This window comes from Affinirhizobium straminoryzae (genome assembly GCF_007004135.1).
Taxonomy (GTDB): Bacteria; Pseudomonadota; Alphaproteobacteria; order Rhizobiales; family Rhizobiaceae; genus Neorhizobium; species Neorhizobium straminoryzae.
This window is the reverse complement of the sequence record NZ_VJMG01000028.1, coordinates 23,470-38,326: the sequence shown is the minus strand read 5'-3', so window position 1 is coordinate 38,326 and position 14,857 is coordinate 23,470. Positions and strand designations below refer to the sequence as shown.

The following is a 14,857-nucleotide window of genomic DNA, read 5'->3' as shown; positions in this document are numbered from 1 at the left end:
TATCTGCTGCCGCACCCTGCGGCAAACAGCGGATTGCGGCGGAAACCGTGCAACCAAGCCTTGGTCACGGCGCAGGCGGCGAGGGGCCGCACCTCAGACATTTTCGAGGGGAACCATGAAATCGATCACAATCGACAAGACCAATGCGCTCTGCGGCGCGATCTTTGTTCTGTTCGGCATATTCTTTGCGCTCCAGTCGCTCGATCTGACGATCGGCACTGCCTTCCGCATGGGGCCGGGCTATTTTCCGCTGGTGCTGGCGGGCGTTCTGATCCTGCTTGGGGTGATCATCATCGTGCAGGCGTTCCGCAGCCTGCATGAAGGCGTGGGGCCGATCGCCTGGCGCGGCCTCCTCTTCATCCTGCCTTCTGCCATCTTCTTCGGCATGACGGTGCGCGGTCTGGGTTTTGTGCCGGCGCTGTTTGCGACGGCTTTCATCGCCTCCTTCGCCTCGTCGCGCATGACGCCGCTGATGGCGGCCCTGTTGTCTGCCGGTCTGACGGTTTTCTCCGTCGCAGTGTTCAGCTACGGTCTCGGCCTGCCCTTCCGCAGTTTTGGCCCCTGGCTCGGTTTCTAGGAGGTCGATCATGGAACTTTTTCACAATCTCGCGCTTGGCTTTTCCACGGCTTCGTCACTCGCCAACCTGTTCTTCTGCCTGATCGGGGTGCTGCTCGGCACGCTGATCGGCGTTCTGCCCGGTATCGGCGCGACGGCCACCATTGCCATGCTGCTGCCGATCACCTTCCAGCTGGAGCCGGTCTCCTCGCTCATCATGCTGGCCGGGATCTATTACGGCGCCCAGTATGGTGGTTCGACCACGGCCATCCTCATCAACATGCCCGGTGAAAGCTCGTCCGCCGTCACCGCCATCGACGGATACCAGATGGCCCGCAAGGGCAGGGCAGGAGCAGCCCTTGCCATTGCCGCACTCGGCTCCTTCTTTGCCGGCACGGTCTCGACCTTCCTGGTTGCCGTTTTCGCGCCGCCGCTCACCAAGATCGCGCTGGAATTCGGGGCTGCCGAATATTTCTCGCTGATGGTGGTCGGCCTCGTCTCTTCCATTGCACTCGCCTCCGGTTCCATCGTGAAAGCGCTTGCCATGGTGGTGCTCGGCCTGCTCCTTGGTCTTGTCGGTACCGATATCTATTCCGGTGCACCGCGCTTCACGCTCGGCATCCGTGAATATGCCGACGGCTTGAACTTCGTGGCAGTCGCCGTCGGCGTGTTCGGCATCGCCGAAATCCTGCGCAACCTCGAGGGCGAGAAGAACCGTACCGTTCTCATCACCAAGGTCACCGGCCTTCTGCCGACCCGCGACGACTTCCGCAAGATGTTTGCGCCTGTGGTCCGCGGCACCATCATCGGTTCGGCGCTCGGTATCCTGCCGGGTGGCGGCGCCATTCTGGCGGCCTTCGCCTCCTACACCGTGGAGAAGCGCGTCTCCAAGACCCCGCAGGAATTCGGCCATGGGGCGATCGCTGGTGTTGCGGGGCCTGAATCGGCCAACAATGCCGGCGCGCAGACCTCGTTCATCCCGCTTCTGACGCTCGGCATTCCCGCCAATCCCGTCATGGCGCTGATGGTCGGCGCGATGATCATTCAGGGCATCGTGCCGGGGCCGAACGTCGCGACCGAGCAGCCGGCGCTGTTCTGGGGTATCATCGCCTCGATGTGGATCGGCAATCTGATGCTGGTCGTTCTCAACCTGCCGCTGATCGGGCTGTGGGTGAAGCTGCTGACGATCCCCTACTACGTTCTCTTCCCGATCATCATGGCCTTCTGCTCGATCGGGGTCTACAGCGTCAACTCCAACGTCTATGATCTCTATGCGGTCGCCTTCTTCGGCTTCCTCGGCTACGCGCTGGTGAAGTTGCGCTGTGAGCCGGCGCCGCTTCTGCTCGGCTTTGTGCTCGGGCCGCTGCTGGAGGAAAACCTGCGCCGCGCCATGATCCTGTCACGCGGCGATCCGTCCACCTTTGTGACGCGCCCGATCAGCGCCACTCTTCTGGCGATTGCCCTCGTCGTGCTCGTTGTGGTGCTTTTGCCCAGCATCCGCGCCAAGCGCGAGGAAGTGTTCCAGGACGAGGAGTAATCCTCGTCGCGGAGACGTTGGGGGACGTCTCAGAAGCCGGTCACGGTCTGCAGATATTGCAGTTCCGTGACCGGCTTTTTTTCCGCAATGCGCTTCAGCAGGAGTTCGCCCAGCAGGCGGCCAGCCTCAGTCAGATCCTCGCTGATCGTCGGGATGCGTGGCCTTACCTGATCGAACAGGCCGGACGTCTGCTTGGTCACGATATGCACATCCTGCCCAAGTTGAAGGCCGTGGTCATAGGCGGCGGCCATCACGGCCATGGCGATCACCTCGCCACCGCAGACGACGCCGTCCGGCCGGTCCGGTCGGGAAAACAGATCGAAAAAGCGGTCGCGGATTGCATCCGACTTGCTGTCCAGCGTCACGTCCTGCGGGATCGAATAAGCCAGGCCCTCCTCGCGGATCGCGGTCATGAAGCCGTGGCGCATGTGATGAGCAAAGGTGAAGACGGGCGGCGGCAGGATGATCGCGAGCTTGCGGCATCCATTCGCCGTCAGCCGGCGCGCGGCATGATAGGCGAAGGCATAGTTGTCGTAATCCACGTAGGGATGCGGCGTCGCAAGCTCCGTACGACCATGGCAGATGAAGGGAAAATCGCTTTCCAGCAGCATCTTCACCCGTTCGTCCAGCGGTTCGGTGCGGGTGAAGATCACCCCGTCAGCGGTGCGATTGCGCAGGATGTGCGCCACGGGCTCGACCTGCGGCCGATCGGAGAAATGCGGCGTGATGACCAGATGGTAGGGCGTGTCGCGCAGCGCCTCCGTCACCCCGTTGATCATCGAGGTGGCATAGCCGAGGATTTCTTCGTGCGGATCGAGAATGAGACTGATCACATTGGTGCGCCCGGTGCGCAGGCGCTGGGCGGCGCGATCCGGCATATAGCCGATCTCGCGTGCCACCTGCGACACCCGCATGCGGGTCTCCAGCGCGATCTGCACGTCGCCTGACAGGGCGCGCGACACGGTGGTCACGGCAAGGCCCGTCAGCCCGGCAATCGTTCTCAGTGTTGGCTTGGCCCTGCCGGGCGGTCCCATCATGGCCTCATGCCCGGACGTGCCCTTGCCGGGCCCGCTCTCCTCACGCGTCATCGATCATGCCTCCCCGCGAGGTCTCCCCACCTTGCGACATAAATCGATACACACCACATTTTCGCGTCCGGCGGAATCCCTTTCAGAGGATTTTCCATAATTATTTCAGCACTCTACCTGACGGTGTGGCGCATGAAAAATATTCCATGGCCGCGTTGGCGTCGTGTCGATTTGTATCGTTATAAATTCCATCTCCGGAGAAACGCCCTGATCTTCAGGAGGTTTCTCAACGAACATTTGCTCTATCGACCCTCGCGCGGCGGGACGATGTCTCGCGCCGCGGGCGGGAACATTCCCGTATCCGGCCTGTTGTCGGGATACGGACCCTCCGGGCCGCGCCACAAACCAGGGAGGCAATCATGCGCAAGGATATGCCGAAGGGGCCCGAAGCCGGGCAGCCGAAAAGGGACGCGGCCGGACAGTTTGCCGAAAGCCAGGCGGACCGCCGGGCAAGCGGCGTTGCGGCCGCCAAACCGACCGTCATCACGCATTCCGAGGACAGCACGGCCCACAATGTGCCCCCTGGCGCGGACAATCCCTCGCAGCCGGAGCCCGGTGAGCGCCGCTGGAGCCGATCGGAACGCTCCGACTGACACGGTGCCGTGTCGGCGTGACGGACTGCCGTCAGATCACCGCTTGGTTCCATATCGGAAATCAGATAGAAGCGTGCATGCATCGACGTGTGGAGAAGGGGCGGAACGTCATGAAGGCATCGGCCTTGCCCGATTTCGGGGCATTCCTGCCCGCACGGACCGGCTGACATGAAATTCCCGACGCGGATCTTTCCAACGGCCTCGATCAGCGTCTATCTCGTGGCGCTGGCTGCCGTCATTGCCTTGCCCCTGATCGCCTTCGTGATCTTCCTGATGCTGCAACTCGAGGCTCAGCAGCGCGACAGCCTCAACGAGGATACGCAGGAAGATGCGATGATGATGGCCGGCACCATCGAGCGCGAGCTGCGCGATGCCGCAACCACCCTGCGCCTGATCGCGACCTCTCCGGAACTGCGTACGGGTGATCTCGCTGCCTTCCATCACCGCACCCAGGCCAGCCTGATGGACAGTCAGCGCTACGTGCTGCTGGTCGATAGAGACGGCAATCAGAAGCTGAATACCCGCGTGCCCTATGGCGAGCCGCTGCAGCGCATGGCCAATCTCGACGGTCTTCGCTCCGTGCTGCAAAGCCGCAGGATCGAGGTGTCCAGCATCTTCTTCGGCGTTACCAGCAAGCGCTGGGTGTTCAATGTGCTGATGCCGCTTCCGCCGGAGCTTGCCCCGGCCGGTGCTGCCCTGATCATCACGCAGAATGCGGAGGACCTGCATCGGCTGATGGGGGCCACCAGTCTTCCGAAAGGCTGGTCCATGGCCGTGCTTGACCAGACGAACCTCGTGGTGGCCTCCACCAGGGCGGCACCGGGTGAACCGGCGCCGATCGCGCCGGAAACGCTCGCCCTGATGTCCGGCGTCAGCGGCACGATCGAGGACGTCGGACGTGGACAGGGCCAGATGTATGGCTATGCCACCCTGCCGGACTGGCCCTGGCGGGTGGTCGTGTGGGGGCCGATCGCCGAGGCGCAGATGGATATCCTGCGGACCTCCCGTTACCTGATCATCGGCAGCCTTCTCATTCTCGCGGCGGGGCTGATGGTGGCCTATCTTGTGGCGCGTCAGATGCGTGGTCCTATCCGCGAGATTGCCGCCATGGCCGACCGGATCGGTCGCGGCGAGATCGTCTCGCCGGTGGAGACGCGCATCACCGAGGCGAACCATATTGCGGTTGCCCTGTCGAACGCTTCCTTCGACCGCAGCGAGGCGGAGGACCGCGTTCATCTCATCATGCATGAGCTGGTGCATCGGACGAAGAACATCATGACGCTGGTGCAGGCCATGATGCGACAGCTGGCCCGGCGGGAAACCTCGATCGAGGCTTTTCAGCAGGCCATCGGCGAGCGGCTGCAAGGGCTCGGCAAGTCCATCGAGATGCTGGCGCAGGAACAATGGGCGGGTGTGCCGATCACCCGTGTTGTCGCCATGCACCTCGAAACCTTCCTCGAAACCCGCAATCGTGTGCGTGTGCAGGGGCCGGATTTCGTGCTGCGGGCTGAGGCAGTGCAGAATCTCGGCCTTGTTCTGCATGAACTCGCGACGAATTCCGTCAAATACGGTGCTCTATCCGCGCCGGAGGGTCGTGTCGATCTCGTCTGGATGAAGACCGAGGGCGAGGAGCCGGAACTGATCATTTCGTGGCAGGAGCGGAATGGTCCGTCGGTCGCCGCTCCGTCCGCAACAGGCTTCGGCACCACGATCATCAAGCGGCATGCGGCAGCCTCCTTCAGCGGCCAGGTCGAGGTGGACTATGCGATCGAGGGGTTTGTCTGGCGCCTGACTGCGCCGCTGCGGCACTTCGAACGCCCGCCGGCGGAGGTTGGCCGCGATATCCATCACCGCTGACATTGCCTTTGTCGTGTGGGTTCCGCATCAGGGATGCAGGTGGTCATGCTGCTCTACGGCAGAGGTTTGAACGGGCAGGCGGCAGGGAACGAACGAACGAGCCGCAGCGTTTGGCGGCCATGGATATCACGCAAACCGCCGCGCCCGATCCGCTTGCCCTCTCCAAGGTCGGGCTCACCTATGTCAACGACACGGAACCCGGCATTCGCCGCGAGCGCCGCGGCCGCGGTTTCTGTTTTCGCATGCCGGATGGCACGCTTCTGTGCGAAGGGGCAGACAAGTCCCGCATCCTCTCGCTCGGCCTGCCGCCGGCCTATCAGAATGTCTGGATCTGTCTCGATCCGCGCGGCCATCTGCAGGCCACCGGCTACGATGCGCGCGGCCGCAAGCAGTACCGCTATCACGCCGACTGGCAGAGCTTTCGCAGCGAGCTCAAATACGACCAGATGATCCGCTTCGGCGAGGCGCTGCCCCGCATCCGCCGGCGCGTCCAGCGGGATCTGTCGCTCGGCCTCGACCAGCCGGAAGCGGTGATCGCTGCGCTGGTGGCGCTGCTCGACGCCACACATCTGCGTGTCGGCAACCGCGCCTATGCAAAGGAAAACAGGACCTATGGCGCCACCACCCTGCTGAAGCGCCACATGCGGCTCGGCAAGGACGGCGTACAGCTCCGCTTCACCGCCAAGGGCGGCAAGCGCGTGCGTCACACCATCCGTCACCCGCGTCTGCAACGCATCTTCGAGGAGATCGCCGACCTGCCCGGTCGCCAGCTGTTCTCCTGGCCGGACGAGGAGGGCGTGCCGCATCCCGTCGATTCCGGCCGGCTCAACGCCTATCTGGCGGAGGCGGCGGGCCTTGCCATTTCGGCGAAAACCTTCCGCACCTGGGGCGGCAGCCTCGCGGCCTTCGGGGCGGCGCGTCGGGCACGCCTCGATGGCGAGACAATCCGGGTGAAGCTTCTGACCAGGGCCGCCTCGGAAGAATTGCAGAATACCCCGGCAGTCTGCCGCAGCAGCTATATCCATCCGGCGATCTTGTCGCTGGCGGAGGATGTGGCACCGCTCGATGCAGCAAGCGCAATGCCGCTCAAGGCCGGGGCCGATCTCGCCGGCCTGCGGGCGGAGGAACGGCGGCTTCTTTCCTTCCTGATGCAGGCAGCCAAAACCACGGCGTGATCCTGCCACAGAAGAAAGGCCGCCTGCGGGGCGACCTTTCGATGTTGTTCTTCGTGTTGCTCAAGAGGAACCGGCGTCAGGCGGCACGACGGGCGTGCTTGCCCTCCTGCACTTCCTCGACGATCTTGCTGACAAAGGCCTGCAGATCCTGCGGGGAGCGCGAGGTGATGATGCCCTGGTCCACCACGACCTCCTTGTCCTCCCAGATCGCGCCGGCATTCTTCACGTCGGTGCGGATCGAATGATAGGAGGTGGCCTTTCGGCCGCGCAGGGCATCGGCTTCCACCAGCAGCCAGGGGCCGTGGCAGACTGCCGCTACGGGCTTGCCGCTGTCGACGAAGGCGCGCACCAGACGCACCGCATCCTCGCTGGTGCGCAGGATGTCCGGATTGATCTGGCCGCCCGGAATGACCAGCGCGTGGTAGTCATCCAGCTTGGCTTCGCCGACCGTCAGATCGACGGTGACGCTGTCGCCCCAGTCCTTGTCGTCCCAGCTCCTGATCTCGCCGGGCTTCAGCGAGGCGATCTTGACGGTGGCGCCACGCTTGCGCAGCTCTTCCAGCGGCACGTGCAGTTCGGAACGCTCATAGCCATCCGTGGCGAGGATCAGAATGCGTGCGGATGTGATGTCTGTCATGCTTGGTCTCCTTTTTCTGTTCGTGCCGAAACCGGCTGGCCGCGTGTTATCTGACCTTCGTCAGAGGCGGCCGCTCGAAAGGTCGCGCCCGTTGATGGAGGCGGGCACGAGCATTTCCTCCTGTGGGGTGCGGGGTAGCGGCAGTTCCACTTTCGCCGGCACCATCACCTGACGCCCCTGCGGGGCTGACCCATGCCTGATGGCGCGGCGTTGAAACCGGCTGATCAGGCTGAGGATCACCTCTTCGACCTTGCGCATCTCACTCCTCCTGTCCTTGGTCTCCCGAGTGACGGCGAGAGGCACTGTCCGGCGGCGTGCCGGACCTGATGTTCTAACCCGTGCGGGGCGTGCAAGTTCCATCCGAGACGGGATTTGCGCCGATCGCGGCGTCGAGGTGGATGAGAGATGGCCGGAATGTGCGCAAATCCGTCGCGCAGGTGAGCAGGTGACTTGCGTTTATGTGCGGCAGACGCATGCAGCGCCGGTATGCACCTTTCAGAAGTCACATGGCAAAGATATGAGGAGACGTTGTGCGTGATGCATGGGCTTGCCAAAGGCTACATCGCCTCATTGGCTGCACAGGCGGGTGAGGCCGTGGATGTTCGCCAGGGATCTCGCGACTGTCTTGTCCGGTTCATCCCACTGGCTGGCGAACACCATAAGAAACTCTCCGGAGGCCATTTGCGCCGCCGGCGGACGGAGTGCCGTCTTTTTCTCTGCCCGGCGGCAGGTCAGACGGGGACCACCATCATGTAGCATGTGGCAATAACCATCATCACAGTGGCAGCTTCAAGCCATTCGCGAGACATCGGATCCTCCTTGCGGTCTGTGCCACCAGAACGACTATGCCCTTGTTCCGGTTCCACAGAACCGCCACACTTCTTAATATCGCGACATGAGTCTGGCTGAAACATGGCAGGCGACGCCTCTTTCGTTGCTGCAATGCGGGAGGCAACGGCATCACCCGTGGCGATTCTGCAAAGCGTCTGCCCGGGCGCGTGCCGCCTCTAGAATGGAGCGAACCTCATCGGCGGCCGTCGTTGCGGCAGCAAGCCCTGCATCGTCTTCGGAAAGGACGCCGGGATCCTCCTGATGGTCCTGAAAGCTTGCCTCTTCCGTCAGACGGCGGGCGAAGTCCTGGACACGTTCCTCGCCGGAGAGCAGGGCAGCAATGAAATCGATCATCAGTTCGCGATGGGCGTTGAGACGCCCCTCCAGTTCCTCATGCGTCAGGTGGTTCATGATTCATCTCCCGGTGTTCCGTTGCCGCCGTCTCTGCGGCCGATGCCTGTCCAACGCGCAAGGGGGGCGAAAAGTTACGCGCGACCGGCAAAAACCGGGCTTCTGCTGCGGTGCAGCGTGATCCTGCGGCATCTTCGACACGCAAGGGAACGATTCCCCCGGTCGCGCTTTGTTGGCGCACACTCACAACAAGGTGCGGCATGGACAGCAATCTTCGAACGGTCAGCGTTGAACCCGGTTCCTGGCTGGAGCTTGGTGCGAACTTCGATGGCGAAGGCACGAACTTCGCCATTTTTTCGGCCCATGCGGAGCGCGTGGAGCTTTGCCTCTTCGATGAGAGCGGCAAGCGGGAGATCGCCCACGTCACGCTGCCGGAATACACCCACGAGATCTGGCACGGCTATCTGCCGGGCGTGAAGCCGGGGCAGTTGTACGGCTACCGCGTGCACGGCCCCTTCGATCCGGAAAACGGCCACCGCTTCAATCCGAACAAGCTGCTGATCGATCCTTATGCCCGCGAACTGGTCGGAACCTTCGACTGGAACGACGCGCATTTCGCCTATGACATCTATCACGACGACAAGGATCTCACCTTCGACGAGCGCGACAGCGCGCCGTTCACCCCGAAGTGCCGCGTGATCGACCCGAAGGATTTCGACTGGACGCCGGACAACCGTCCGAACGTGCCCTGGCCCTCCACGATCGTCTACGAGACGCATGTGAAGGGGTTCACCAAGCTCAACCCGGCCATCCCGCAGGATCTGCGCGGCACCTTCGACGGCATGGGGCACAGGGGGTCGGTGGATTACATCAAGAGCCTCGGCATCACCTCGGTGGAACTGATGCCGGTGCACGAGTTTCCCGATGACCAGCACCTGCTGGACAGGGGCCTGCACAATTTCTGGGGCTACAACACCATCGGCTTTTTCGCGCCGGCCTCGCGCTATTATGGCCCGCGCGGCATCCAGGGCTTTCGCGACATGGTGCGCGCCTACCACGATGCCGGCATCGAAGTCATTCTCGACGTGGTCTACAACCATACCGCCGAGGGCAACGAGCTGGGGCCGACGCTCTCCTTCAAGGGTATCGACAACTTTTCCTACTACCGCACCCTGCCGGACAATCACCGCTACTACATCAACGATACCGGCACCGGAAACACGGTGAACACCTCGCATCCGCGCGTGCTGCAGATGGTGATGGATTCGCTGCGCTACTGGGTGGAGCACATGCATGTCGACGGCTTCCGCTTCGACCTCGGCACCATTCTCGGCCGTGAGCCGGAAGGCTTCGACCAGCGCGGCGGCTTCTTCGACGCCATCACGCAATGCCCGATCCTGTCGCGCGTCAAGCTGATCGGCGAGCCCTGGGACATCGGGCCGGGCGGCTATCAGGTCGGTGGCTTTCCCCCCGGCTGGGCCGAATGGAACGACAAGTATCGCGATACCACGCGCGAATACTGGAAGGGCGACCAGAACACCGCGCCGGATTTTGCCGCGCGCCTGCTCGGCTCCGGCGACATTTACGACCTGCGTGGACGCCGTCCCTGGGCAAGCGTCAACTTCCTCGCCGCCCATGACGGTTTTACGCTGAACGACCTCGTTTCCTACAACGAGAAGCACAATGCGGATAATGGCGAGGACAACAACGACGGCCACAACGACAACCGCAGCTATAATTACGGTGCGGAAGGCCCGACCGAGGACGAGGGCATCAATGCGGTGCGCGAGCGCCAGAAGCGCAACTTCCTCGCCACGCTGTTTCTCTCGCATGGCACGCCGATGCTGCTGGCCGGCGACGAATTCGGTCGCAGCCAGATGGGCAACAACAACGGCTACTGCCAGGACAGCGAGATTTCGTGGGTCCAGTGGGAGGACCTGCCGGAGACCAACGAGGCGCTGCGCAATTTCACGCGTCACCTGATCACGCTGCGTCACACCCAGCCGATCTTCCGCCGCGAGAGCTGGCGCGACGGCATGGAAGTCAACTGGTTCAATGCCGGTGGCGGCTACCAGCAGCCGGAGCAGTGGCTGGAAGGCACGACGCTCGGCCTGCATCTCGGCCGGCGCGATCTCGAGGGACAGAAGGGCATCTGGTCGGATGTGCTGATGCTGTTCAACCCGTTCGAAGGGCAGGTGCCGTTCAAGATCCCGCCGCTCAACAAGGGCAAGTGGATCCTCGAACTGACGACGGCGGATGTCACCATTCGCGGCCAGGAGATCGATCAGGACGAGGATTTCGAACTGGAAGGCCGCAGCCTCGCCGTGTTCCGCCGCGGCTGATCGCCCCACCCGTTTCCCCGGGCGCGCGCTCTCTGCCATCACCGGCAGGGGGCGCGTTTTCGTGTGCGGTGTCACTTTCTTCTGCGTGCATCGCCGCAGGCGCGGAACCGATCGTGTTCGCCACATTGCAAAGCGCCCGCCTTCTCATCGGAAGGCGGGCGCTTTTGGTATTCCATGGCAGGAAGTTTCGTTGGCTGATCCAGGCCTGACATCAGGAGGCAGCGGCGCGCCGACTGACCAGATTGGTGTAGATCGCCGCATATTTCTCCGCGCTGCGCTCCCAGGAAAAGCGGGTCTTCATGCCCTGGTTCTGCAGCCTTGCCCATTGGCGGGGGTCGGCATAGGTGTCGAGCGCACGGCGGAGCGCGAGCCGCAACCCGTCCGTGTTGACCGGATGGAACTGGAAGCCGGTGGCAACGCGCGCCGACATCGCCGCATCATTGGCGTCGATGATGGTTTCCGAAAGCCCGCCGGTGCGCGACACCACCGGCACGCAGCCATAGCGCAACGCATAGAGCTGCGTCAGGCCGCAGGGTTCGAAGCGCGACGGCTGGACGATCGCGTCCGATCCGCCGTGGATCAGGTGTGCGGTCGGCTCGTCATAGCCGATATGCACGGCCATGCGGCCGGGGAAGCGGGCGGCGGTCACGCGCAGCGCCTGTTCGATCGCGTGATCGCCTTTGCCGAACACGATCACCTTGCCGCCCTGGCGCAGAACCTCGTCGGCGGCATCGGCGAACATGTCCATGCCCTTCTGCCAGGTGAGGCGAGTGACGGCTGAAAACACCGGTCCCTCGTCCTGATCGAGTCCGAAGCGCTCCAGCAGCACCTCGCGGTTCTCCCGCTTGCGTCTCAGGCTCGTGGCATCGTAATTGCGCGGCAGATGCGGATCGGTGGCCGGATTCCAGATGTCGAGATCGATGCCGTTGACGATGCCGCGCAGCGCCATCACCCGCTCGTTCAGCACGCCATCGAGCCCCATGCCGAAGCGCGGGGTGAGGATTTCGCGGGCATAGGTGGGGCTTACCGTGGTGATGATGTCGGCCGTCTGCAGCCCGCCTTTCAGATAGCTGATATCGCCGAAATATTCGAGGCAGTCGGTGGTGTTGAGACGATCCGGAAGGCCGATCGCTGCCAACCGGTCGGCGCCGAACTGGCCCTGGAAGGCGATGTTGTGAATGGTCAGCACGACAGGCACCCGGCAGCCCATGTCGCGCATGTAGACCGAGGTCAGGGCCGACTGCCAGTCATGGGTATGCACAAGATCCGGCTGCCAGCCGGGCAGCGCTCCGGCAGCGATTTCCGCCGCCGCGCGCGACAGGGCTGCAAAGCGCAGCCAGTTGTCGGGATGATCGTTGCCTGCTTCATCCACATAGGGGCCGCCCGGTCGGTCAAACAGCGCGGGCGCGTCGAGCACCAGAAGATCGAGATCCTCGACTCTTGCATGCAGCAGGGTCGCGCGCTTTCCAAGCAGGTCATCGAAGGTCATCAGCGGAACGCCGCTCTGGCCGATCTGGCGCAGCACCACCGGATAACCCGGAAGCAGCGTCGTGGTGGCGATTCCAAGAGTGGCCAGCGCCTTGGGCAATGAGCCCGTCACATCGGCAAGGCCGCCAGTCTTGATCACGGGAAAGAGTTCTGACGTCACCGAGAGGATCTTCATCGTCGGCATTGCCCTTCCGATGCGTGGCGGCTCGGGAAGCCGGTCACGGCCCCCTCGTCGCTCACGGCGGTCATCCAGAGTGAAGGGCGCATTCATCATGGAACAATTCTCCGCGCGCCATACCCGTGACGCGCCCCCGGATGGGGACGTGCCGTTGTCGCGTCCTGATGAACGCTGCGCCCACCCTGGGCGTTCCCTCGCTTTGTGCAAAAGGGGTAAGCCCCGAAAACGGAGGGTTCGCAAAACTGGACCTGCATGCCGCACTCGACGATAAGGACAACGATGTTCCAGCGCCGCGAAGTGATCCGCGACGGTGTAAAACTTGGAAATGAGGGGAGGACGATCTCAGGCGACGGGTGTCTTGGCGCTGCGTTTCCTGGCCGGTGCCGCAACCGGCTCGATGGCTTTGGCTTCCGTGGCGGCAGGCGTCTTGGCTGCCGCTTTCGCGGCCGGGACTTTTGTCTTTGCCGAGGTTGCCTTTACCGACTTCGGTGTGGCTTCCGTTGTGGGGGCAGATTGTGCCGGACTTCCCACCTTCTTGGCACGCGTGACTGCCGGTTTCGCTGTGGTGCTGGCCTGCGCTTCAAATTCCTCGCAGGCGCGCGTCCAGTGCTCGGCATCCTTGCCGTGCGGACGCCCCTCTTCTTCCCAGAGCGCGTAGGCCCGGTTTCTGATCCACTCGTGTGAGTCCGCCATCTTCCTCTCCATTCGCCCAACCGTCAGAACACGCGAAACTGACTAAAGTTCCCGCGTCCGTCGAATTTTGTGCGCTGCAGCGGCTGCTGGCAATCCTCTAAATCTGCAAAATGCGGGATGAGCGGAACTTCTTCGTCTCTCGCGGGTTCGGTGCGCGGGCAAGGAGGAGCCATCTGATGGAAAAATGTCTTGATATCGTGCCACATGCCACAGGCTGGATCTACGTCTTCGACGGCCAGCCCTCTGCATCCTTTCCGAGCTATGCGCTTGCCTTGAAGGCGGCCCGTGCGCATGCCGCACGCGATGTGCAGACACTGCGCCGCACCGTCTTTCGCAGGCAGGAAGTCAGCGGCGAATTCAGCAGCATCGTGCACCATACGCAGCATCTGCCGCACTGAGGCGGTCACGCCGCTATTTTGCCGGCAAGGCCCGCGGAGACATCGACTCTTCGCGGGTTTTTCATGCGGGGCGGCATGCCGGAAGACATGCGCCGCCCCCGTTTCCGGAGACGGCGGACTGCTTCGACGATGCGCGGTTCAGGCCGCCTTGCGGGCGGCGCTGTTGACGGCGCTTTCGGCAAGCTGTGTCAGCGTGTCGTCGGTCTTGCTCTCTTCGGCGAGCGTTGCCTCGAGCAGGGCGACGGCGTCCTTGAGGCCGAGCTGCATCGCCCAGGAGCGCAGGGTGCCATAACGGCTGATCTCGTAATGCTCGACAGCCTGGGCCGCTGCCAGCAGGCCGGCATCAAGGGCGGGCGTACCCTTGAATTCGTCGAGGATTTCCTCTCCTTCCTCGATGATGCCGTCAATGGCGGGGCAGGTCTTGCCGCGGGCGCGCTTGCCGATCAGCTCGAAGACCTGCTGCAGGCGCTCGATCTGCCCGTCGGTTTCCTCCTTGTGCTTCAGGAAGGCCTGCTTCAGCTTCGGGTCGGTGGCGCCACGCGCCATCTTCGGCAGCGCCTTCGAAATCTTGCGCTCTGCGTAGTAGATGTCCTTCAGCGTTTCGTAGAACAGATCCTCAAGGGTCTTGTCGGCCATGATGCGTCTCTCCTCGGTGGTGGGGTGTCTCTCTGCCGACCGTTGCGATGGCCGCAGATTGCACGGGTCTAACCGGGGCGCGCTGCGAATGTTCCTGCGAAATCTCAACGGTTTTGGTGCGAGGCATCCTCGTCCCACCGATCGGAGGCGGTGGTACGGCTTGGCGTCCTGGTGAGAGATCTCATGCGACGCTGCCGGACCATCGCCGACACGATGACGCTGCCGATCAGCACGGGGCCGATGGCGACGGCTGCAAACCAGAAATTGCTGATCATGCCGGCTCTCCGGCCGTCGTTCCACTCGGGTCGCCCGGGCGTGCCCGGGCAGACTGTTCGCGCGGGATATTGCGGGATTTGGGGTCATCATACATGACCTGCCTCCTCTTGCTTGCATCGCGTTCAGCGTGACCAACCGATGAATGGGCAGATTGTTCCGTGCCGGCAGAGGCTGGCTGGTTGCGCGCTCCTGCCTCCATACCGCAGCCGTTTGGGCGGGCT

The 14,857-nt window shown here is 63.1% G+C and carries 15 protein-coding genes; 7 read left to right on the top strand and 8 right to left on the bottom strand.

From position 1 onward, the window contains the following. Positions 1-115: 115 nt before the first annotated feature. Positions 116-577: a tripartite tricarboxylate transporter TctB family protein gene (locus FNA46_RS11495; protein WP_143125342.1), complete on the top strand. Its 462-nt coding sequence runs from the start codon at positions 116-118 to the stop codon at positions 575-577. Between the two features lie 10 nt (positions 578-587). After that, positions 588-2,093 (top strand): tripartite tricarboxylate transporter permease, encoded by a 1,506-nt coding sequence (locus FNA46_RS11490; protein WP_143125341.1) that lies wholly within the window; start codon positions 588-590, stop codon positions 2,091-2,093. A 29-nt stretch (positions 2,094-2,122) separates the two neighbouring features. Here FNA46_RS11490 and FNA46_RS11485 read toward each other — a convergent pair whose 3' ends face one another. Next, positions 2,123-3,181, bottom strand: coding sequence for a LacI family transcriptional regulator (locus tag FNA46_RS11485; protein ID WP_143125340.1), 1,059 nt, complete (start codon positions 3,179-3,181; stop codon positions 2,123-2,125). Positions 3,182-3,540: 359 nt separating this feature from the next. On the opposite strand from FNA46_RS11485, the gene FNA46_RS11480 reads away from it, so the two are divergent. From FNA46_RS11480 to FNA46_RS11470, 3 genes are all read left to right on the top strand, one after another. Further along, positions 3,541-3,774 (top strand): hypothetical protein, encoded by a 234-nt coding sequence (locus tag FNA46_RS11480; protein ID WP_246103026.1) that lies wholly within the window; start codon positions 3,541-3,543, stop codon positions 3,772-3,774. Between the two features lie 168 nt (positions 3,775-3,942). Then, complete coding sequence (locus tag FNA46_RS11475; RefSeq protein ID WP_143125339.1) at positions 3,943-5,631, top strand: sensor histidine kinase; 1,689 nt, start codon at positions 3,943-3,945, stop codon at positions 5,629-5,631. Positions 5,632-5,750: 119 nt separating this feature from the next. Continuing rightward, a complete protein-coding gene (locus tag FNA46_RS11470; RefSeq protein ID WP_143125338.1) occupies positions 5,751-6,806 on the top strand; it encodes a DNA topoisomerase IB in 1,056 nt (351 codons plus the stop codon). 76 nt (positions 6,807-6,882) lie between these two features. Here the strand turns inward: FNA46_RS11470 and FNA46_RS11465 are convergent, their stop codons facing one another. The 3 genes from FNA46_RS11465 to FNA46_RS11455 form a co-directional block, all read right to left on the bottom strand. Further along, positions 6,883-7,443 carry a type 1 glutamine amidotransferase domain-containing protein gene (locus tag FNA46_RS11465; RefSeq protein ID WP_143125337.1) on the bottom strand — a complete coding sequence of 187 codons (561 nt, stop codon included), beginning with the start codon at positions 7,441-7,443 and terminating at the stop codon, positions 6,883-6,885. Between the two features lie 60 nt (positions 7,444-7,503). After that, a complete protein-coding gene (locus tag FNA46_RS11460; protein WP_143125336.1) occupies positions 7,504-7,701 on the bottom strand; it encodes a hypothetical protein in 198 nt (65 codons plus the stop codon). Between the two features lie 702 nt (positions 7,702-8,403). Further along, positions 8,404-8,685 (bottom strand): hypothetical protein, encoded by a 282-nt coding sequence (locus FNA46_RS11455; RefSeq protein ID WP_143125335.1) that lies wholly within the window; start codon positions 8,683-8,685, stop codon positions 8,404-8,406. A gap of 200 nt (positions 8,686-8,885) precedes the next feature. Here FNA46_RS11455 and glgX point away from each other — a divergent pair, with 200 nt between their 5' ends. Further along, positions 8,886-10,967 carry a glycogen debranching protein GlgX gene (gene glgX / locus FNA46_RS11450; RefSeq protein ID WP_143125334.1) on the top strand — a complete coding sequence of 694 codons (2,082 nt, stop codon included), beginning with the start codon at positions 8,886-8,888 and terminating at the stop codon, positions 10,965-10,967. Between the two features lie 211 nt (positions 10,968-11,178). Here the strand turns inward: glgX and glgA are convergent, their stop codons facing one another. Both glgA and FNA46_RS11440 read right to left on the bottom strand, forming a co-directional pair. After that, complete coding sequence (gene glgA / locus FNA46_RS11445; protein ID WP_185969821.1) at positions 11,179-12,630, bottom strand: glycogen synthase GlgA; 1,452 nt, start codon at positions 12,628-12,630, stop codon at positions 11,179-11,181. 345 nt (positions 12,631-12,975) lie between these two features. After that, entirely contained in the window at positions 12,976-13,326 is a 351-nt protein-coding gene (locus tag FNA46_RS11440) for a DUF2934 domain-containing protein (RefSeq protein WP_143125332.1), read from the bottom strand. A 176-nt stretch (positions 13,327-13,502) separates the two neighbouring features. On the opposite strand from FNA46_RS11440, the gene FNA46_RS11435 reads away from it, so the two are divergent. Further along, positions 13,503-13,724 (top strand): hypothetical protein, encoded by a 222-nt coding sequence (locus FNA46_RS11435; RefSeq protein ID WP_143125331.1) that lies wholly within the window; start codon positions 13,503-13,505, stop codon positions 13,722-13,724. Between the two features lie 138 nt (positions 13,725-13,862). On the opposite strand, the gene FNA46_RS11430 is transcribed toward FNA46_RS11435, so the two are convergent. After that, a complete protein-coding gene (locus FNA46_RS11430; RefSeq protein ID WP_143125330.1) occupies positions 13,863-14,360 on the bottom strand; it encodes a YciE/YciF ferroxidase family protein in 498 nt (165 codons plus the stop codon). A gap of 104 nt (positions 14,361-14,464) precedes the next feature. Then, positions 14,465-14,635, bottom strand: a complete 171-nt coding sequence (locus FNA46_RS26010; protein ID WP_185969813.1) for a hypothetical protein — start codon at positions 14,633-14,635, stop codon at positions 14,465-14,467. Between the last annotated feature and the right edge of the window lie 222 nt (positions 14,636-14,857).

Coding starts and splice junctions, on each gene's coding strand:
- FNA46_RS11495 (WP_143125342.1), top strand. CDS start 116: ATGAAATCGATCACAATCGACAAGACCAATGCGCTCTGCGGCGCGATC.
- FNA46_RS11490 (WP_143125341.1), top strand. CDS start 588: ATGGAACTTTTTCACAATCTCGCGCTTGGCTTTTCCACGGCTTCGTCA.
- FNA46_RS11485 (WP_143125340.1), bottom strand. CDS start 3,181: ATGACGCGTGAGGAGAGCGGGCCCGGCAAGGGCACGTCCGGGCATGAG.
- FNA46_RS11480 (WP_246103026.1), top strand. CDS start 3,541: ATGCGCAAGGATATGCCGAAGGGGCCCGAAGCCGGGCAGCCGAAAAGG.
- FNA46_RS11475 (WP_143125339.1), top strand. CDS start 3,943: ATGAAATTCCCGACGCGGATCTTTCCAACGGCCTCGATCAGCGTCTAT.
- FNA46_RS11470 (WP_143125338.1), top strand. CDS start 5,751: ATGGATATCACGCAAACCGCCGCGCCCGATCCGCTTGCCCTCTCCAAG.
- FNA46_RS11465 (WP_143125337.1), bottom strand. CDS start 7,443: ATGACAGACATCACATCCGCACGCATTCTGATCCTCGCCACGGATGGC.
- FNA46_RS11460 (WP_143125336.1), bottom strand. CDS start 7,701: ATGCGCAAGGTCGAAGAGGTGATCCTCAGCCTGATCAGCCGGTTTCAA.
- FNA46_RS11455 (WP_143125335.1), bottom strand. CDS start 8,685: ATGAACCACCTGACGCATGAGGAACTGGAGGGGCGTCTCAACGCCCAT.
- glgX (WP_143125334.1), top strand. CDS start 8,886: ATGGACAGCAATCTTCGAACGGTCAGCGTTGAACCCGGTTCCTGGCTG.
- glgA (WP_185969821.1), bottom strand. CDS start 12,630: ATGAAGATCCTCTCGGTGACGTCAGAACTCTTTCCCGTGATCAAGACT.
- FNA46_RS11440 (WP_143125332.1), bottom strand. CDS start 13,326: ATGGCGGACTCACACGAGTGGATCAGAAACCGGGCCTACGCGCTCTGG.
- FNA46_RS11435 (WP_143125331.1), top strand. CDS start 13,503: ATGGAAAAATGTCTTGATATCGTGCCACATGCCACAGGCTGGATCTAC.
- FNA46_RS11430 (WP_143125330.1), bottom strand. CDS start 14,360: ATGGCCGACAAGACCCTTGAGGATCTGTTCTACGAAACGCTGAAGGAC.
- FNA46_RS26010 (WP_185969813.1), bottom strand. CDS start 14,635: ATGATCAGCAATTTCTGGTTTGCAGCCGTCGCCATCGGCCCCGTGCTG.